Origin of the sequence: Curtobacterium sp. VKM Ac-1395 (assembly GCF_015350975.1) — a bacterium.
GTDB lineage: Bacteria > Actinomycetota > Actinomycetes > Actinomycetales > Microbacteriaceae > Curtobacterium.
This window is the reverse complement of sequence record NZ_JADKRX010000005.1, coordinates 99,341-118,025: the sequence shown is the minus strand read 5'-3', so window position 1 is coordinate 118,025 and position 18,685 is coordinate 99,341. Positions and strand designations below refer to the sequence as shown.

Genomic DNA, 18,685 nt, shown 5'->3' with positions numbered 1-18,685 from the left:
CAGTTGACCCGGGTCGCTCGACGGACCGGAGCGACGGAACGACATCGTGAGCGGCATGACGCACCTCACCGTGTTCAGCATCGCCTCGACGGACCCCGACCCCTCCGCTCGCCGCCGGCTCTCCGCTGCAGCCCGACGCGGTGCGCTGCGTCGACTCACCGCCGGTCGGTACGTGCTCGCCGAAGCAGCGGAGTCGGCGTCGGACCACGAAGTCCACCGAGCGCGGATCGACGCAGTGCTGCCCGGCGTCGCGCCACACGTGATCGTCTCCCACGAATCCGCCGTCGTCCTGCACGGACTGCCATGGGTGGGATCGCTGCCCGAGGTGGTGGTGGTCTCCGACCCGCACCTCGGGACCGGGCACCGGAGGGCACACGTGCAGAAGGTCGGGGCTGCCGGACGACGCTTGGACCCCGTGGTGATCGCCGGTCATGCCGTGACCTCACTCGCCGTCACCGCAGTGGACATTGCGCTCCGGGCGCCGTTCCGGACAGCCGTCGTCGTGCTCGACGCGGTGCTGGCTCGTGGGATCGAGCGGGACGTCCTGATCGCGGAACTCCGCGCACGGACGCCTCGCCCCCGCGCTGTCACACGCGCTCGCCTCGCCATCGAGTTCGCCGACGCCGCGAGCGGTTCGCCGGGGGAGTCCGTGGCCCGCGTCCGGATGGCGCAGGACGGGTTCCCACAGCCGGTGCTCCAGCAGGAGTTCCACGACGAGGGCGGGTTCGTCGCCCGCGTCGACTTCTGGTTCCCGGAGGTCGGAGTCGTGGTCGAGTTCGACGGGCTGGCGAAGTACCGCGACCGGGCGTTGCGCGGCGGGCGTTCGCCGGAACAGGTCGTCGTCGACGAGAAGCTCCGGGAGGACCGGCTGCGGGCGGTCCCCGGCGTCAGGACCGTCGTCCGCCTGACCTGGCGCGACGTCGACGACGGCGGATCCGCCCCTCAGCGCCTCGACGCAGCGGGGGTCCCTCGAGCCAACCGAACGCAGGACACCGGTGTCTTGCAATCGAGCCGCGGATGAACGCGGCGCGGATGCAGAACACCGGTGTTGTGCGGATCCTCCGGGCAACCGCGGCGCCGACGTGCCGCCAGCGCCGGGCTACGCGAGCTCGAGCAGGACGTGACCGGACGAGATCGTCTGGCCGACGGGGGCGTCGAGCGACGTGACGACGCCGTCCTTGTGGGCCTGCACGGGCTGTTCCATCTTCATCGCCTCGAGCACGACGAGCAGGTCGCCCTTCACCACGGTGTCGCCCTCGGCGACCGCGAGCTTCACCACGGTGGCCTGCATCGGCGAGGTGACGGACGAGCCCGACGCGGCGCGCCCGCCCTTCACCGCCGAGGAGCGACGACGAGGGGGAGCGGACGGACCTGCCGGACGACGACCAGCCGCGGCGGTGCCACCGACGATCGCGGGCATGGTGACCTCGATGCGCTTGCCCTGGACCTCGACCACGACGGTGTCGCGGTCACCGGGCGTCGGCAGCTCCTCGGGGGAGCCGCTCCACGGCGGGATGTCGTTGACGAAGTCGGTCTCGATCCACTGCGTGTAGATGCTGAACGGTTCGTCGTCGGCCGTCGCGAATGCGGGGTCCGACACGACCGCGCGGTGGAAGGGCAGCACGGTCGGCAGCCCGGCGACCTCGAACTCGGCGAGTGCCCGACGTGCTCGCTCCAGGGCCTCGGCCCGGGTGGCACCGGTGACGATGAGCTTCGCGAGCATCGAGTCGAACGAGCCGGACACGACGTCGCCGGACACGACGCCCGAGTCGACGCGGACACCGGGACCGGACGGCGCGTTGAACACGTGCACGGGGCCGGGCGCCGGGAAGAAGTTGCGGCCCGGGTCCTCGCCGTTGATGCGGAACTCGAACGAGTGGCCACGGGGCGTCGGGTCGGCGTAGTCGAGCACGCCGCCCTCGGCGATGCGGAACTGCTCGCGCACCAGGTCGATGCCGGTGACCTCTTCGGACACGCAGTGCTCGACCTGCAGGCGGGTGTTGACCTCGAGGAACGACACCGTGCCGTCGGCCCCGATGAGGAACTCGCAGGTGCCGGCGCCGACGTAGCCGACCTCGCGGAGGATCGCCTTGGACGACTCGTAGAGCAGGGTCTGCTGCGCGTCGGTCAGGTACGGCGCGGGCGCTTCCTCGACGAGCTTCTGGTGCCGACGCTGCAGCGAGCAGTCGCGGGTCGACACGACGACGACGTTGCCGTGCGCGTCGGCCAGGCACTGGGTCTCCACGTGCCGCGGCTTGTCGAGGTACTTCTCGACGAAGCACTCGCCGCGCCCGAAGGCCGCGATGGCCTCGCGCGTGGCCGACTCGAACAGCTCCTCGATCTGGGAACGTTCGCGCACGACCTTGAGCCCACGACCGCCACCACCGAAGGCGGCCTTGATCGCGACGGGCAGCCCGACCTCGTCGGCGAACGCGACGACCTCGGAGACGTCCTGCACGGGCTCGATGGTCCCGGGGGCGAGCGGCGCGCCGACCTTCTCGGCCACGTGGCGCGCGGAGACCTTGTCGCCGAGGCGCTCGATGGACTCGGGGGACGGCCCGATCCAGACCAGCCCGGCGTCGAGGACGGCGCGGGCGAAGTCGGCGTTCTCGGCGAGGAAGCCGTAGCCCGGGTGCACGGCGTCGGCGCCGGACCGTCGGGCGACGGACATGATCTTGTCGATGACCAGGTACGTGTCGGCACTCGTGGTGCCGTTCAGCGCGTAGGCCTCGTCGGCGAGGCGGGCGTGGAGCGCGTCACGGTCCTGGTCGGCGTAGACGGCGACCGAGGCCGTGCCAGCATCGCGGGCCGCACGGATGATGCGGACGGCGATCTCGCCGCGGTTCGCGATGAGGACCTTGCTGATACGGGGCATGACACATCAGCGTATTCGCGGAGGCGCAGACGGAATTGAGCGGCATCCACAACAAAGCACCGGAAAAGCAGGTGGATGTCTACAGTGCCCAGAAGTCGTGCCAGGAGACCCCGAACCCCTGCAGCAGCATCGACCGGAGGACCGGGAGCGACAGCCCGACCACGGCCGAGGGCGCGCCGTCGATGCGCGTGATGTACGCCGCCGCCCGCCCGTCGATTGTGAACGCCCCGGCGACCTCGAGCGGCTCGCCCGTCGCCACGTACGCGTCGATCTCCTCCGGGGACACGTCGTCGGCGAAGGTCAGCACCGCGCTGTCCACGGCGACCACGTGGTCGCCGTCCACGACGAGGGCCGAGCCGCCAGGGGCGACTGGTCCCAGGGACGGGACGGTCGCCGGGGACGCCAGCGCGGCCGTGGAGCCGGCCACGTCACGGACTGGAGGCTCGGTGTGGGCCCGCCCCGGTCCTCTCCCCACCGGCACGGCCGGCCCGCCGCTGGCGCGTCGGTCCGGAACCGGCGGCGTGGGCCCAGTCCGTCCGGTGGTCGCGTCGCGGCGCCGGTCGACGACGCAGTGGCCGCTCCACAGCGTGCCGCCACCGGCGGCGAGCATCTGCCGCCAGCGCTCCCGGGCCACCTCCGGGTCGTGTGGCTTGCCGTACAGGTGCCCGTCGACCTCGAACGCGGAGTCTCCACCGAAGACGAAGCCGTCCACCGGCGACCCGGCGACGGACGCGTCGGCGACCGCGTCGGCCTTGGCGACGGCGAGGAGCGCGACGAGCTCCGGACCGGTGAGGTCACGGCCGAGCGCGTCGCGGGCAGCAGCGGCCGCGGCGTCCTCGTCGACCCCGGGCGCGACGAGCACCGGCTCGATCCCGGACTGGGCGAGGAGTGCTCGGCGGGCGGGGGAGGTACTCGCGAGGTACAGACGCATGGGAACATCGAACCATGGGTGAATCCGTCGGAACGCTGCTCGAACTCGACGTCACCGGGATCGCCCACGGCGGTATCTCGGTGGCACGGCACGAGGGGCGCGTGGTGTTCGTCTCGGACGCGATCCCGGGGGAGTCCGTCGTCGCCCGGGTGACCGAGGACCGGAAGAAGTCGTTCTGGCGCGCGGACACCGTCAGCGTGACGACGCCGAGCGAGCACCGGGTGGACCACGTCTGGCCGGAGGCCGCGCTCGACCGCGACCCCGCCGAGCGACCCGGTGGCGCCGAGTTCGGCCACATCGCCCTCGCCCACCAGCGCACCCTGAAGCACGACGTCCTCGTCGACTCCTTCTCGCGGTTCGCCCACGTCGACCTGACGGAGGTGCTCGGCCGGGACGTCGTCGTCGAGGCCGCACCCGGCGACGACGCGGCGAACGGCCTCGGCTGGCGCACCCGTGTGCGGCTCCACGTCGACGAGGAGGGCACCGCCGGTCCCTTCGCCGCCCGCTCGCACACGGTCGTGCCGGTGACGGGCCTGCCGCTCGCGACGGCCACCGTGCAGGAGAGCGCCCCGCTCGCCCGCGGGGCCATGCCGGGCGCGTCGGTCCTCGACGTCCTCGCACCGAGCGGCTCGGAGGGAGCACGCCTGGTCGTCGACGAGCAGGCCCCGACCGCGGTCACCGAGGTCGTCGGGCACCGCACCTTCACCGTCGACGACACCGGCTTCTGGCAGGTCCACCGCGCCGCGGCGTCCGTCCTGACCGAGGCCGTGCAGGACCTCGTCGACCGCGACCGCCTGGACGCCGACGGCATCCACCTCGACCTCTACGGCGGTGTCGGGCTGCTCGCCGCGGCCGTCGGTGACCTCGTCGGCCCGAAGGCCCGCCTGACCAGCGTCGAGAGCGCCGGGCGGGCGACCGAGCACGCGCAGGAGAACCTCGCCGAGTGGATCGGTGCCCGCGCAGAGCCCGGACGCGTCGACCGGTGGCTCGCCCGCACGGTGCAGACCGCGTCGCGCAGTGAGCTCGACCGCTACCGGGCCGGCACGGTCGTGCTCGACCCGCCGCGCTCCGGCGCCGGTCGCGAGGTGGCCGTGCAGATCGCCGCACTCCAGCCCGCGCAGGTCGTCTACGTCGCCTGTGACCCTGTCGCGCTGGCCCGCGACGTCGCCACGTTCGCCGACCTCGGGTACCGCCTCGAGGCCCTCCGTGCCTTCGACCTGTTCCCGCACACGCACCACATGGAGGCCGTCGCGCGGCTGGTCCCGGTCGCGTAGCGCACACTGTGTGTGGCGACATCTGAACCTGGGTCCGACCTGGGTATCCTGGTCGTCGTTGGCAACTCGGTTTCAGGGGCCGGGTGTCATCAGATGAGAGGGCATCGTGGCTGCAGACACCATCACCACAGCAGGAACGACCGACGTGAGCACGAGGCCCGTGCGCGTCGCGATCGTGGACGACCACGAGTCCGTGCGGCTCGGGATCCAGGCAGCGTGCCAGAACGAGGGCTTCGAGGTCGTGCTCACCGCGGCCAGCGTGCCGGAGTACATCGCGAACCTCGACGCGCGTGAGGTCGACGTCGTCGTGCTCGACCTGTCGCTCGGCGACGGGTCCACGGTGACCGAGAACGTGAAGGGCGTGCAGGGGACCGGTTCGGCCGTCCTGGTGCACAGCATCGCCGACCGCGTCGCGAACGTCCGGGAAGCACTGGCGGCAGGGGCCGCCGGGGTCATCCCGAAGTCGTCCGCGACGAAGACCGTGATGGCCGCCGTCGCGACCGTCGCCCGCGGGGACGTGCTGAACAACCTCGAGTGGGCGAGCGCCATCGACGCCGACCGTGACTTCGCCAAGGCGCAGCTCGGCCGTCGTGAGCGCGAGATCCTGCACCTGTACGCATCGGGTCTGCCGCTCAAGCTCGCCGCGCAGCAGCTCGGCATCGGGTACTCGACGGCGCGCGAGTACCTCGACCGCATCCGCGTGAAGTACGTCGAGGTCGGCCGTCCGGCCCCGACGAAGGTCGACCTGCTCCGCCGCGCGGTGGAGGACGGCATCCTGCCGGGGCTAGACTCGGGCGTCGACCCGGACGCCGACAACCGCTGACGGCGTCCGCCTCGATGACGAACGAGGTCGCACCGTTCGGTGCCGACCCGGCGCGCAGCGTCCGGGCAACCGTTTCACGGGGGTCGGTCGAGCGCGCCTTCGCGATCCTGCTCGCCGTGTTCGCGATCGGGTTCGGCCTGGCGAACGCGCCGCAGGTCGCGAAGCAGCTGCCCTACCTCGACCCGGTGTGGGGCGTCGTGGTGCCGTCGGTGCTCGCGGCGGCGTTCTTCCTGGTCGGCGCCTCCGTCTTCGTGCAACGCCTGGTCCAGCCGGCCCAGATCGCCACGGCGGTCCTGTTCCTCGGTGCGCTCGTCGTCTGGCCGTTCACGGTCTCGCACGCGCTTCCCGACGACCAGCTGCCGTGGCCGTGGTGGCTGTGCAACGTCGGCACGATTGCGGCGGCGATGGGCTTCGCCACGTGGCGTGCCACCGTCTACAACGCTGTCGTTCCAGTGGTGTACGCGATCATCCGGCTCAGCCCAGCCGGCGGCGGCGTCGGGATCACCCGTGCGGTGTTGGACGGCGTGTACATCGGCATCCTCGGCGGAGCGGCCCTGGTGCTCATCGTGGTGCTCCGCCGTGCTGCCTCGGCGGTCGACTCGGCACAGGCGACCGCGGTCCGGCGCTACTCGCTCGCGATCCGGGAGCACGCCACCGAGGTGGAGCGCGTGCAGGTCGACGCGATCGTCCATGACAGCGTCCTCACCACGCTGCTCTCCGCCGCCCGCGCCGACACCCCGGACGCGACGATGCTCTCCGCACGGATGGCCCGGAACGCGCTCGACCACCTCGCCGCCGCGGCTGCCGACGGCCCAGGGGAGGTCCCGCCGGTGCTCCTGCCCGAGCTCCGCGAGCGGATCGCCGATGCCGTGACGTCCCTGGCCGCCCCGGTCCGGGTGGACGGCGGTCCGCTCGGGCAGACGACCCTACCGGCGGCCGCGGCCGACGCCATCGCCTCGGCCGCGTTGCAGGCTGCGGTGAACAGCGTCCAGCACGCCGGGGACGGGGTCGCGCGCTGGATCACCGTCGATGAAGTGGCGGGCGCGGTCGTCCGGGTCGAGGTCGCCGACGACGGCTCCGGCTTCGACGTGGACGCCATCCCGGCGGAGCGCCTCGGCGTCCGCCGGTCGATCATCGAGCGCGTGGCGTCGGCCGGCGGCCTCGCCGAGATCCGGACGGCCCCGGGGAGCGGGACACGCATCGTCCTCACGTGGCCGGCACCCACGGCGGTGAGCACGTGAAGGTCTCGGTCCCCGCGGGCGTCGCGACGGGGCTGGCCGCGCTGTTCTCGGTCTACCACCTGGTCCTCGCGGCCACGACGCTGCTCCGCGTCGAGGACATCGGGCCCATCGTCGCCTGCATGGTGCTCTACGCCGCAGCGACGGGCACCGCGCTGTTCGTCCGGGGTGCCGCGCTCCCCGTCTGGACGGCGTGCTTCTCCCTTGCGACGGCGATCATGATGCCGCTCGTCGCGGCTCCGGTCGCAGAGCGGGGTTCGGGCCCGGGGTACGACACGTGGTGGGTCGCCGCCGTCGGCACGCTCATGGTCATCCTCGTCGTCCGGCAGCGCGCGCCCTTCGCCTGGGTCGGCGTCCTGGTCCTCGCGGTGACCACGCTGTCCTGGGCGGGGATCGGGGCACTCGGGGACCTCGGGGTGCTCGGCAGCGTCTCGTGGGTCGTCATCGCCACGGCGTTCACCGCTGCGATGAACCGTGCCACCCGCATCCAGCGCGACTTCATCCGCGCCGAGCAGGAGACCGTCGACTGGCAGGCCGCGCAGGACGCCCACGTCTTCGAGCGGCAGTTCCGCCTGAGCCAGACCACACGGATGGCGCGGCCGATGCTGCAGCGGATCATCGACTCCTGCGGCGGACTGACCGACGACGAGCGCACCGAGTGCCTGCACCTCGAGCAGGCCATCCGGGACGAGATCCGCGGCCGCTCGCTGCTCTCCGACGACGTCCGGGACGAGGTCATGCGGCTGCGCCGTCGTGGTGCCGTCGTGCAGCTCCACGACGACGGCGGGCTCGACGAGCTCGAGGTCGACGACCTCCGCCGCATCCACAGCGAGCTCGCCGACGCGCTGCGACAGGCGCACGACGCCGACAACGTCATCGTGCGCACCGTGCCCGAGGGCGCCGACGCCGCGGTCACGGTCGTCGGGCTGCGGCTCGACCTCGCCGCGAGCGAGTCAGCGGCGCTCGGCGCCGGGCTCGACGACGAGGACGACGACGACGATTCCGCCGTCGCCGTGTGGCTCGAGATCCCTCGGCACGAGACCGTCTGACGCCCGGTCACGACGACAGGGCCGTCGTGCGACAGGGTCGTCGTCGGACGACAGCGTCGTCGTCGGACGACAGCGTCGTCGTCGGACGACAGCGACGATGTCGCGACGGCCGGGAGGCTCGGGTCGACTCCGCCTCGTCGGGCGCCCTGACCGGCGCGCCGCCGACGCAGGACGACAGGGTCGAGGTCGTACGACAGGGTCGAGGTCGTACGACAGCGATGGTGTCGTTCCGAGTCGGGAGGGGGGGCAGGCCCACGCGCCGAACGACCCCGGAAACGGGGAACGGGCCGGTCGAGGTACTCGACCGGCCCGTTCACAACCCGAGGCAGAGCGGCAACCCGAATGTCGCCCTGGCTCGCAACGACCAGTGACGTCGTACCCTAGTCGGCCACTGATCGACGATGTTCTTCTGGGAAGGACACCGAACACTGATTACTATGCCCGCTGCCACGCCTCGTGTCAGTCGTCATTATGGGGGACAATTCCTGCGCGTTCTGTCCCCATCGGCGTTTCCTGCCCCCCAGTCGAGGGGTGCTGGTCCGCGGAAGTGCACGCTGCAACGCGGATACCGGCGGGTACCCCAGGGGTACAACCAGGGCGGTTGCCGTCCCCCGAGGGCGCAACGGGGTCAGCGGAGGGACCGCGACCAGGCTCCCGGGCCGTGCGGCAGCGGTCCGCGGAGTCCGCGCGCGGCCGACTCCCACCCGACGCGCGGGGAGACCTCGACACGAGCAGGGCCCGCCGCGGCGGCCTGGTCGGCCTGGTGCTGGAGCACGGCGACGACGGCAGCGAGCTCCTCCGGCGACGGGTCCCCGGCGACGACACGGACGTCTGCGACGGCACCGACGTCTCGAGCCGCCGCCCCGGGCTGCGACCCCGTCACAGGGGGATGTTCCCGTGCTTCTTGGGCGGCAGCGTCGCGCGCTTGCCCCGGAGCGCCCGGAGCGCCTTGATCACGGAGACGCGGGTGGCGTGCGGCTGGATGATGCCGTCGAGCTCGCCACGCTCGGCCGCCAGGTACGGCGAGGCCACGTTGTAGGTGTACTCGTTCGCCAGGCGGGAGCGCACGGCGGCGACGTCCTCGCCGGCGTCCTCGGCGCGCTTGATCTCCGACCGGTACAGGATGTTCACCGCACCCTGACCACCCATGACCGCGATCTCAGCGGTCGGCCACGCCAGGTTGATGTCGGCGCCGAGCTGCTTCGAGCCCATCACGATGTACGCCCCGCCGTAGGCCTTGCGCGTGATGACCGTGACGAGGGGGACGGTGGCCTCGGCGTAGGCGTACAGGAGCTTGGCGCCGCGGCGGATGACCCCGGTCCACTCCTGGTCGGTGCCGGGCAGGTACCCGGGCACGTCGACGAGGGTCAGGATCGGGATCCCGAACGCGTCGCAGAACCGGACGAAGCGCGCGGCCTTCTCGCCGGCGTCGATGTTCAGCGTGCCGGCCATCGCCTGCGGCTGGTTCGCGATGATGCCGACCGTGCGGCCCTCGACCCGACCGAACCCGATGAGGATGTTCGGTGCGAAGAGCGGCTGGACCTCGAGGAAGTCCCCGTCGTCGACGACGTGCTCGATGATCTGCGTGACGTCGTACGGCTGGTTCGTGGAGTCCGGGATGACGACGTCGAGCTCGCGGTCGGCGTCGGTGGTCTCGAGCTCGGGGGCGACGTCGTACGCCGGGGGGTCGGAGAGGTTGTTGTCGGGCAGGAACCCGATGAGCGACCTGGCGTAGTCGAGCGCGTCGGACTCGTCGTCGGCCAGGTAGTGGGCGACGCCGGAGACCGCGTTGTGCGTCTGGGCACCGCCGAGCTCCTCGAAGCCGACGTCCTCGCCCGTGACGGTCTTGATGACGTCGGGGCCGGTGACGAACATGTGGCTGGTCTTGTCGACCATGATCACGAAGTCGGTGAGGGCGGGGGAGTACACCGCACCGCCGGCGGCCGGGCCCATCACGATCGAGATCTGTGGGATCACCCCGGAGGCCGCGGTGTTGAGGCGGAAGATCTCGCCGTACTTGCCGAGCGCGACCACTCCCTCCTGGATGCGGGCGCCGCCGGAGTCGAGGATGCCGATGATCGGCACGCCCGTCTTCATGGCGTGCTCCATCACCTTGATGATCTTCTCGCCGGCGACCTCGCCGAGCGAGCCGCCGAAGACGGTGAAGTCCTGCGCGTACACCGCGACCTGGCGGCCGTGGATCGTGCCGAAGCCGGTGACGACCGCGTCGCCGTAGGGCCGCTTGGCCTCCATGCCGAAGGCGTGGGTGCGGTGCCGGACGAACTCGTCGAGCTCGACGAAGGAGTTCTCGTCGAGGAGCTGCTCGATCCGCTCGCGCGCCGTCGTCTTGCCCTTGGCGTGCTGCTTCGCGATGGCGGCTTCGCCCGCTGCGGTCACGGCTTCGTGGTACCGCACGCGGAGGTCGGCGAGCCGGCCGGCCGTCGTGGAGAGATCGGGGGTGTCACCTTGAGTCACCCGCTCACCCTACCGGCGTGCCGAGACCGGGCCGTTGGAGGACCCGCACGGTTCCTGCCCGTACATTTGCACGCATGTCCACACCCGCACTCCCGCGTTCCCGCGCCGCCGTCGCGTCCTCGGGAGCGGTCCTCGACGTCCGGGAGTCCACCGGGTCGACCAACGCCGACCTGCTGCAGGCAGCGTCCGGCCTGCCGGACGGCAGCGTCGTCGCGACGCTCGACCAGACGGCCGGTCGCGGTCGTCTCGACCGCTCCTGGACCGCACCGACCGGGCAGACCCTCGCCGCCAGCGTCCTGGTGCGCGCCGACCTCACCGACCGCGACCGCGGCTGGCTGCCGCTCGTGGCGGGCGCCGCGATGCGCGACGCGGTGCGCGCGGCCCTGGAGCCGGCACCGGACGACCGAGCTGACGGGGCGGACGCGAGTCGGGCCTCCCACCCGGGTGGGACGGAACGGGTGCTCGTGAAGTGGCCCAACGACGTCCTGGTCGACGGCCGCAAGGTCTGCGGGATCCTCTGCCAGGTCGCGGACGACGGTGCGGTCGTCGTCGGAGCCGGCGTGAACCTCACCATCCCCGCCGACGCGCTGCCGACACCGAACGCGACCTCGCTCCTGGCGGCGGGCGCGACCGGCGACGCGGCCGACCTGGCAGACGCGGTCCTGTCCGGCTTCGTCGCGGGCGTCCGGGAGGCCGTGGTCGCCCTGGCGACGGGCGGTGCGGACGCCGACGCGGTCCGGTCCCACGTCCGGGCCGTCTGCGGCACGATCGGTGCGCGGGTCCGGCTGGAACTGCCGGACGGCAGCGTCGTCGAGGCGGACGCCACCGGGATCGACGACGACGGCCGCATCACGATCCGGGATCGAGACGGTGTCAGCAGGGGCGTCGCCGTCGGGGACGTCACCCACCTGCGGTATGCATGACGCCATGACCGCCGAGCCCCCGCCAGAACGCGTCGTCGCGCGGCTGCGGCCGCACGCGCGGAGCCTGGTGCGTCCGGCGGTCTTCGTCGTGCTCGTCGCCGCTGCCGGCGGCTTCGGGTTCGGGGTGTTCCGGGCGCAGTACGCGTGGGTGAACGCCGTGATCGCGGTCCTCGTCCTGGTGCTCGTGCTGGTCGGCGGCATCGTGCCGCTCGTCCGCTGGATGACCCGTCGCTACGTCGTCACCACCCGGCGGCTGGTCGTCGTGCACGGTCTCGGCACCAGGACCCGGCGGGAGCTGCTGCACTCGCGCGGGTACGACGTGACCGTGCGGCGCCGCGGACTGCAGGGGCTGTTCCGCTCCGGGGACGTGCTCGTCTTCCCCGGGGACGACCCGGCCGTGGTGCTCGCCGACGTGCCCCACGCGGACCTGGTCGTCGCCGTCCTGCACGACATGGTGGAGGCCCACGAGGCCAGGCGGCGCCACCGCGAGCCGGACTGGGACGAGATCGTCGGCGGACCCGACCGGCCGTCGTGGGGCGACGTGCACCGCCGGTAGTTCCGGTACCGTCTTCCCGTGCGTATCTCTGTCATCGGCTGCGGGTACCTCGGTGCCGTGCACGCCGCCTCCATGGCCAAACTCGGACACGAGGTCGTCGCGGTCGACGTCGACCCGGTGAAGATCGAGCGGCTCGCCGCCGGCGACGCCCCGTTCTTCGAACCGGGACTCCCCGAGATCCTCTCCGAGGCGATCGAGTCCGGACGCATCCGCTTCACCACGGACATGTCCGAGGTCGCCGGAGCCCGCGTGCACTTCGTCGCCGTCGGCACCCCGCAGGGCCCGACCGGTGCCGCGGACCTGACGTACGTCGACGCCGCCGTGGCCGCGCTGACGCAGTACGTGGCCGCCGACGAGTTCGTCGTCGGCAAGTCCACCGTCCCCGTCGGCACCGCCGCCCGCCTGGCGACGTCCCTGTCCGCGGCCGTGCCCGGCGCGACGCTCGTGTGGAACCCCGAGTTCCTCCGCGAGGGCTTCGCGGTGCAGGACACGATCTCCCCGGACCGCCTGGTCTACGGCGTGCCGTCCGGCGCCGCGGGCGAGTCCGCCGTCGCCGCCCTCGACGAGGTCTACGCCACGACCCTGGCCGAGGGCACCCCGCGCCTGGTGGTCGACCTGGCCACCGCCGAGCTCGTCAAGGTCAGCGCGAACGCGTTCCTGGCGACGAAGATCTCCTTCATCAACGCGATGGCCGAGATCGCCGAGGTCGTCGGCGCCGACGTCACGGCGCTCGCCGACGCCATCGGGCACGACGCCCGCATCGGCCGGAAGTTCCTCAACGCCGGCCTCGGGTTCGGCGGGGGCTGCCTGCCGAAGGACATCCGCGCGTTCCAGGCCCGGGCGACCGAGCTCGGCGTGGGGGAGTCGCTGGCGTTCCTGGCCGACGTCGACGCCATCAACCTGCGGCGTCGCGCGCACGTCGTCACCCTCGCCGAGGACCTGCTCGGCGGCGACGTCACGGGCAAGCACGTGGCCGTCCTCGGGCTCGCGTTCAAGCCGAACTCGGACGACGTCCGCGACTCCCCGTCTCTCGACATCACCGCACGGCTGCACGAGCTCGGCGCCGTCGTCTCGGCGTACGACCCCGAGGCCAACGGCACCGCCGCCCGCATCCACCCCGAGGTGCACTACGTCGACAGCGCGGACGAGGCGCTCCGTGGCGCCGACCTGGTGCTCGTGCTGACCGAGTGGAACGAGTTCCGCCAGCTCGACCCCGCCGTGGTCGCCGGTCTCGTCGGGCGCCCGGTCGTGGTGGACGGCCGGAACTGTCTGGACCGCGACGCCTGGACCGCCGCGGGCTTCACGGTGCGCGGGATGGGCCGCTAGCACCCGGACGATCCGACCAGCGGGTCGCCGTCGGCCTGCGGGTCGTCCGACCTCCGCGTCCGCGCGCGGGTCCGCGGGCGTCGGGCTCGGTGGGCGTCGGGCCCGGTGGGCGTCGGGCTCAGCGGTCGAGGTCGACGACCTGTACCCGGCACGGCTCGACGTCAGCACCCTTGACGTCCTGGCACGTGGTGTCCACGACGACCTCGTCGACCACCGTGCCGGCACCGGTGAGGTCCTTCGGCTGGGCGTCCTCCGGCGTGAACTGCAGCCAGTACTGGACGTCCGCCCGGTGCAGCAGCCGGACGAACGACGGGTCTTGGATGTCGTACCGCTGCGAGTCCGTGCCGGAGACGTGCGCGTCGAGCCGGAACGCGAGCTGTGCCATCGCCCGTGCGTTCGAGCCCGCGATGCGGCTGTCCCTCGGGATCGTGTGGTGTGCGCGGAGCGCCTCGACGAGCGGCTCCTTCTGCGTGACCGTGGGGCCGGCGACCTGCAGGGGCGGCGCGCCGATGGAGCCACCGAGGACCGACGAGAACGGTGCGGCCAGGCCGAGGGCGTTCTGCGTGACGGACGCCGTGACCACGAGCAGGCAGGCCACGACGGCCAGGACCCTGCGCACGGTGCGCCCGCGTCCGATCCGGTGCCAGGCGTCCGGCAGCAGCGCCGCGACCATGATCACCGTGCCGGAGGCCAGCGGCAGGTAGTAGCGGGCGTTCCCGCCGAAGGACTCGACCGTGGCGATGCCGGCGTAGCCGAGCCAGTACACGCCGGTGGCCACGGCTGCGACCGTCGCGAAGGCGTGCCGGCGGGTGTCCACCAGGCGGAACAGGAGCGCCGCGGCGAACAGCACGCCGATCCACTTCGCGAACGGTGCGAAGGAGCTGATCCGGAGCTGGTAGTAGGGCAGCGCGTCCAGCCGCTGGGAGACGTAGTAGGTGAGCTTGCCGGCGAGCGTGGTCGTGGTGGACGCGCGGTCCTCGTCGTCACCGGTCTCCGCCCGGGAGGCCGTGGTCGTCCTCGGCGCGGACAGCGCGCGGCCGTCGAACACGCTCGGGGTGCGGTCCTCGGCGGGGGAGAACGCGCTGGCGTCCGGCGGGCGGGGGAGCACGTAGTCGTCGTCCGGGCCGTCGGCCGCGTCGGTGAACTTGCTCTCGGTGTTCACCACGAGCGACGACCCCGCGGTCACCGTGTGGTACTTCACCGACAGCGCCACGACCCACGGTGCCGACACGACGACGACGGCGACCGCCGCGGTGAGGACGAGGACGAGGGAACTGCGGAGCGCCGCCCGGTCGCGGTGGTCGGTGCGCCACCAGCGGAACGCGAACCAGAGCGGCACGACGACGACGAACACCGGGACCAGGAAGAGCTTGGCGAAGTACCCGAGCGCGCAGAGCGCGCCGAGGGCGGCAGCGACGACGATGCGCCGTCGCCGTGAGCCGTGTCGGGCACGGTCCGCGACGAGCATCATCCAGACGAAGCCGACGAACCAGAGCAGGACGAGCAGGTCGGGAGTCTGCCGGGCCACGTTGGCCAGCAGCACGGGCGCGGTCGCCGCCGTCGTGAAGGCCGTCGCCCAGCCGCTCCTGGTCACGCGGAGCACGAGCCAGGCGCTGACGACCAGGATCGCGACGCAGACGACGGCGTTCGTCGCCAGGAAGGCCGACGTCAGTCCGAGGCCGGAGCGGATGAACGGCGCCATCAGCCACGACGTCATGGGGGACCAGTAGGCGTTGACGGCGTCCGTGACGTCGCCCTCGGCGTACTTCCGGGCGATGCCCATGTAGGAGATGCCGTCGATGTTCGTCACCAGGGCACGACTGCGGTACGCCATCGACACGATCGGCACCGACAGCGCCACCACCAGCAGCAGGTTCAGCACGACAGCACGGAGCGTCGGGCGCGTCGTCGCCCCGCCGGTCCGCGCCGGGTGCGCCGCGGGGGCGGTGTGACTCATCGGTGCCTCTCTCCGCGGCGGCTCGACGTGCCCGTCGCAGTCCGATCACGATACCGTCCGGCCCGCGGCACACGGTCCCGAGCAGCAGGTGTTGGGGATCATGCCCGCGACGGGATATCTTCGTGTCGATGTCCGGAAGCGCGTTCGACACCAAGCCCCCCGGCCGCTCCGTCGCCCACGCATCGTCAGGGGGCCTGCCCGAGCGGCTCCGGCTGCTCACCGTCCCCGGCCGGCTCGGGGTCCTCCTCGCCAGCCCGTGGCTGTTCCGGCTGACGATCGTCCTCTTCGTGGCGCTCGGCGTTGTCTTCGCCCTCGTACTGCACTACCCGATCGTCGACGGCAACGGCAACGTCCCCTACGTCGGCACGATCGCCCCCGACGAGCACCGGCACATCGCGAACATCCTGTTCTACGCGCACCGGTCGATCTCGGCCGGACCGATCATCGACAGCGTGCCCACGCGCGACCTGGCGATGGGCGAGGTGCTGCGCTTCCCGAGCTACTTCTACTACTACGTCATGTCCTTCCCGGTGAAGGTCATGATCAACGAGGCGCTGCCCTACTCGTGGATCGTCGTCTTCCTGCGGCTCGTCAACCTGGTCTTCGGGGTGCTCGGGCTCCTGGTCATGCGCTCGCTCCTCAGGGCGATGGGGTTCTCGGCCTCGATCACCATGCTGTCGGTCGTCGTGCTCGCCTTCACCGGGCGGTACATCTGGCAGTCGGCGGCGGTGAGCTACGACGCCCCCGGCATGACCCTGTTCCTCCTCTGCCTGCTCTTCTCGGCACGGTTCATCCACGCCCCGAGCCCGACGACGCTGGCCAAGGCGGTCGTCGCCGGCGGCTGGGCGATCATCGCGAAGTACACGTTCGTGCCGTTCGTCGTCGTCGCCATCGTGGTCGCCGTCGCCCTCGTGGCGCAGCGCGACGGCCTGCGCGGGGTGGTCGACGTCCGGCACGCGGTCTCGGCGTTCGTCGCCGGCATCCGCCGGCACGTCGTCGGGACGGTCGCCTGGGTCCTGGCGTTCGTCGTCGCAGCGGCGCTCATCGTCGAGCGCTACGGGATCAACCTGGTCCGGTACCGCCAGTTCAACCCCGACTGCGACAAGCTGCACACCCACCAGCAGTGCCTGACGTTCGACATCTACGCCAGGAACTACGCCGCGGAGCGCGTGCACGACCTCGCCGTGCTGAACGGGCAGCAGCAGACGCCGCTCGACGTGCTCGAGTTCATCGGCCGCTGGTGCACGACGTACCTGCAGTCGATCTTCTTCTACCGTGACCGCAACTCGACCTGGGCCATCAACCCCGTCGTGTCCGTGCTCGGGACCGTCGTGTTCGTGGCGGCCTGTGTCGCCGTCGTGCTCGCCGCGCGGTCCCTGCTGCGGACCCGGACGTTCGTCTGGGGCTTCGCGGTCGCCGGTGTGTACGTCGTCGCCATGTTCGTGTTCAACCTCCAGACGTTCCTGCGGCTCGACAACGACTACGCGTTCTCCGGCCGGTACCTGCTCCCGGTGCTGCCGATCATCTACGCGTTCGCGATCGTCTCGGCGATGGCGTTCTGGCGGTCCCTCCCCGTCGGCTGGCGGCGCGTCGCGGTGCTCCCGGTGCTGCTCGTCGTGCTCGTCGTCCTCGTGACCTACTCCGCGCCCGTCGCCTTCTTCGCCTACGCCAGCGACCCGAGCTGGTACACGGACACGGCGCTGCGGCTGCTGCCGCACTGGCTGACCGGCTGGACGGGAGCGGGCGCATGAGCACCGTGAAGCCCTGGTCCCGCCGTCGCCGGTGGTCGATCGGCATCGTCCTCGTCCTGGTCCTGCTGGTCGCCGTCGGCTACCAGCGCCTCTCCGCGGGGCCGGCCGGCGAGACCGTGGGGTCGTGCACGGTGGTCAACCACCCGTCCGTCGACGACCGCACCCGGTGCGAGGGCGCCGACCTCGCCGGGCAGGACCTCCGTGAGCGGGACCTCCGTCTCGCCGACCTCCGCGGCGTCGACCTCTCCGGCGCCGACCTGCGCGGCGCGATCCTCTACGGCGCCGACCTGGCGGGGGCCGACCTGCACGGGACCGACCTCGGCCAGGCGGACCTGACCGCGGCGAAGCTCACCGGTGCGCAGCTCGGCGACACCCGTTTCACCCGGGCGATCATCAGCGGTATGGACGTGACGGGCACCCCGCTCGCGACGACGTCCCAGTCGGTGTGGGCGGACGGCGAGACACCGGTGCTGCTCAAGTGGTCCTCCGGCGAGCAGCCCGGCGTCGTGCAGAACACGTGCGACGACCGCGAGGGGCTGTTCTACCCGGGCAGCACCGCGGTGACGTGCCAGATCACCACCGGGACCGACGTCGGGCAGGCGCTGCAGTACCAGATCCAGATGGAGGTCAAGCAGGCCCCCGTCATCACGGCCCCGGACAGCGTCACCCTGACCGTCGGGCGGACGGCGTCGGTCCAGGTCCACGCCGACAGCCCCTACCCGCAGGTCGAGGCGCACTTCGACGGCGCGCTGCCGAAGGGCCTGCGGTGGGACGCGGCCACGCAGCGGATCGTCGGGAAGCCCACGGCCGCCGCGGTCGGGCAGCGCACCGTCGTCCTGCGTGCGGACAACGGGCGCTCCGTCACGAAGTCGATCCAGATCACCGTGCTCGCCGGCTGACACCGTGCTCGCCGGCTGACCGGCGCGACGACCCCCCGCGTCGGACCTGCGGTGCGTCGCGCCGTCAGCGCGTCGGGCCGTCAGCGCGTCGGGCGCAGGACCTCCGCCGTCCGCGTCGACTCCTGGCCGACCCGGTCAGGGTGGTACACCCACGCCTTGTAGAGCCAGAACCGGAACGCCGTGCCGAGCGCCAGGCCGATGACGTTCCCGGAGACGTTGTCCGCGAGCGCCGAGGTGTACCCGAGCACGTAGTGGGAGACGCCGAGGCAGCCGAGCGAGATCACCATGCCGCCGAGCGAGACGACGACGAACTCGACGCCCTCCTTCGCAGCGACGGACCGACGCTGGTGGCGGAAGGTCCAGTACCGGTTGCCGACCCAGTTCACGAAGATGGCGACCGTGGTGGAGACGACCTTCGCCCAGAACGGCCCCGAGTGGACGTCGTCCGGCGAGAGCACGGTCGCGCGCAGCAGGTTGAACACGCCGAAGTCGACGACGAAGCCGACCGCGCCGACGATGCCGAAGCGGGCGAGCTGGGCGATGAGGCGCCGCACGTGGTCTCCTGGATCCGTAGAGTTGGCGTCGGCCCGTCCCGAGGACGGCGCGGG

General features: G+C 71.9%; 16 protein-coding genes. 10 read left to right on the top strand and 6 right to left on the bottom strand.

What is annotated here, in order from left to right; all coding sequences use genetic code 11:
- Positions 1 to 55 precede the first annotated feature (55 nt).
- Positions 56 to 1,021, top strand: coding sequence for a hypothetical protein (locus tag ITJ68_RS14065; protein ID WP_194662045.1), 966 nt, complete (start codon positions 56 to 58; stop codon positions 1,019 to 1,021).
- 78 nt (positions 1,022 to 1,099) lie between these two features.
- On the opposite strand, the gene ITJ68_RS14060 is transcribed toward ITJ68_RS14065, so the two are convergent.
- Complete coding sequence (locus tag ITJ68_RS14060; protein WP_194662044.1) at positions 1,100 to 2,875, bottom strand: acetyl/propionyl/methylcrotonyl-CoA carboxylase subunit alpha; 1,776 nt, start codon at positions 2,873 to 2,875, stop codon at positions 1,100 to 1,102.
- 79 nt (positions 2,876 to 2,954) lie between these two features.
- Positions 2,955 to 3,806 carry a Maf family protein gene (locus tag ITJ68_RS14055; protein ID WP_194662042.1) on the bottom strand — a complete coding sequence of 284 codons (852 nt, stop codon included), beginning with the start codon at positions 3,804 to 3,806 and terminating at the stop codon, positions 2,955 to 2,957.
- Between the two features lie 14 nt (positions 3,807 to 3,820).
- Between ITJ68_RS14055 and ITJ68_RS14050 the strand changes: the two genes are divergently transcribed.
- From ITJ68_RS14050 to ITJ68_RS14035, 4 genes are all read left to right on the top strand, one after another.
- Positions 3,821 to 5,080 carry a class I SAM-dependent RNA methyltransferase gene (locus tag ITJ68_RS14050; RefSeq protein ID WP_194662040.1) on the top strand — a complete coding sequence of 420 codons (1,260 nt, stop codon included), beginning with the start codon at positions 3,821 to 3,823 and terminating at the stop codon, positions 5,078 to 5,080.
- 145 nt (positions 5,081 to 5,225) lie between these two features.
- Entirely contained in the window at positions 5,226 to 5,903 is a 678-nt protein-coding gene (locus ITJ68_RS14045) for a response regulator transcription factor (RefSeq protein WP_268097652.1), read from the top strand.
- Between the two features lie 14 nt (positions 5,904 to 5,917).
- Complete coding sequence (locus ITJ68_RS14040) at positions 5,918 to 7,144, top strand: sensor histidine kinase (protein WP_194662038.1); 1,227 nt, start codon at positions 5,918 to 5,920, stop codon at positions 7,142 to 7,144.
- The gene (locus ITJ68_RS14035) at positions 7,114 to 8,190 is read left to right on the top strand and encodes a hypothetical protein (RefSeq protein ID WP_323743327.1); all 1,077 of its coding nucleotides are present in this window, start codon (positions 7,114 to 7,116) and stop codon (positions 8,188 to 8,190) included. Before ITJ68_RS14040 ends, ITJ68_RS14035 begins: the two co-directional genes overlap by 31 nt.
- Positions 8,191 to 8,818: 628 nt before the next feature.
- On the opposite strand, the gene ITJ68_RS14030 is transcribed toward ITJ68_RS14035, so the two are convergent.
- Together ITJ68_RS14030 and ITJ68_RS14025 are read right to left on the bottom strand one after the other, a co-directional pair.
- Positions 8,819 to 9,073 (bottom strand): acyl-CoA carboxylase subunit epsilon, encoded by a 255-nt coding sequence (locus ITJ68_RS14030; RefSeq protein ID WP_194662036.1) that lies wholly within the window; start codon positions 9,071 to 9,073, stop codon positions 8,819 to 8,821.
- Positions 9,070 to 10,665: an acyl-CoA carboxylase subunit beta gene (locus ITJ68_RS14025; protein ID WP_194662035.1), complete on the bottom strand. Its 1,596-nt coding sequence runs from the start codon at positions 10,663 to 10,665 to the stop codon at positions 9,070 to 9,072. Before ITJ68_RS14025 ends, ITJ68_RS14030 begins: the two co-directional genes overlap by 4 nt.
- 74 nt (positions 10,666 to 10,739) lie before the next feature.
- On the opposite strand from ITJ68_RS14025, the gene ITJ68_RS14020 reads away from it, so the two are divergent.
- The 3 genes from ITJ68_RS14020 to ITJ68_RS14010 are packed head-to-tail and all read left to right on the top strand — an operon-like array spanning position 10,740 to position 13,470.
- Entirely contained in the window at positions 10,740 to 11,588 is an 849-nt protein-coding gene (locus ITJ68_RS14020) for a biotin--[acetyl-CoA-carboxylase] ligase (protein ID WP_194662034.1), read from the top strand.
- Between the two features lie 4 nt (positions 11,589 to 11,592).
- A complete protein-coding gene (locus ITJ68_RS14015; protein ID WP_194662033.1) occupies positions 11,593 to 12,144 on the top strand; it encodes a PH domain-containing protein in 552 nt (183 codons plus the stop codon).
- Positions 12,145 to 12,162: 18 nt separating this feature from the next.
- Positions 12,163 to 13,470: a UDP-glucose dehydrogenase family protein gene (locus ITJ68_RS14010; RefSeq protein WP_194662027.1), complete on the top strand. Its 1,308-nt coding sequence runs from the start codon at positions 12,163 to 12,165 to the stop codon at positions 13,468 to 13,470.
- Positions 13,471 to 13,588: 118 nt separating this feature from the next.
- Here the strand turns inward: ITJ68_RS14010 and ITJ68_RS14005 are convergent, their stop codons facing one another.
- Entirely contained in the window at positions 13,589 to 15,427 is a 1,839-nt protein-coding gene (locus ITJ68_RS14005; protein WP_194662025.1) for a hypothetical protein, read from the bottom strand.
- Between the two features lie 128 nt (positions 15,428 to 15,555).
- Here ITJ68_RS14005 and ITJ68_RS14000 point away from each other — a divergent pair, with 128 nt between their 5' ends.
- Positions 15,556 to 17,178: a phospholipid carrier-dependent glycosyltransferase gene (locus tag ITJ68_RS14000; protein WP_194662024.1), complete on the top strand. Its 1,623-nt coding sequence runs from the start codon at positions 15,556 to 15,558 to the stop codon at positions 17,176 to 17,178.
- Positions 17,175 to 18,077, top strand: a complete 903-nt coding sequence (locus ITJ68_RS19125; protein WP_228505639.1) for a pentapeptide repeat-containing protein — start codon at positions 17,175 to 17,177, stop codon at positions 18,075 to 18,077. The genes ITJ68_RS14000 and ITJ68_RS19125 overlap by 4 nt, the downstream gene beginning before the upstream one ends.
- Positions 18,078 to 18,157: 80 nt before the next feature.
- Here the strand turns inward: ITJ68_RS19125 and ITJ68_RS13990 are convergent, their stop codons facing one another.
- Entirely contained in the window at positions 18,158 to 18,631 is a 474-nt protein-coding gene (locus ITJ68_RS13990; RefSeq protein ID WP_194662023.1) for a GtrA family protein, read from the bottom strand.
- Between the last annotated feature and the right edge of the window lie 54 nt (positions 18,632 to 18,685).